Source organism: Vibrio genomosp. F6 (assembly GCF_005146325.1).
Lineage (GTDB): Bacteria > Pseudomonadota > Gammaproteobacteria > Enterobacterales > Vibrionaceae > Vibrio > Vibrio cortegadensis.
The window spans coordinates 1-319 of record NZ_SYUT01000148.1 but is presented as its reverse complement, the minus strand read 5'-3'; the positions used below and the strand labels follow the sequence as shown (position 1 = coordinate 319).

1 pseudogene is annotated in these 319 nt (G+C 40.1%); it reads right to left on the bottom strand.

The annotated features are described in order from the left end of the window. Positions 1–29: 29 nt before the first annotated feature. Positions 30–319: pseudogene (locus tag FCV43_RS20225) on the bottom strand (16S rRNA pseudouridine(516) synthase); the annotation flags it as partial.

Here is a 319-nt window from a genome sequence, read left to right as displayed (position 1 = left end):
TTGTTAGACACAAATCACGTCCACTGTTTTTACTTGGTAAAGGACTGTATTTCTACGTCAGTCAAGTACCGCCACTGTCCGACATCGACATCAAGATTAACCTTACCAATAGCTTCACGATGAAGCGATACCACACGATTACCAACAGCAGAAAACATCCGTTTTACCTGATGAAATTTACCTTCAGTAATCGTTAATAGTACTTCTTTAGAACTAATGATTTCTAAAACTGCTGGGCGTGTCAGTTGCTGCTCACCTTGCAACTGAATGCCTTCTTTAAACTTGGCTTTTACATCGTCCGAAATTGGACGAGATAAAC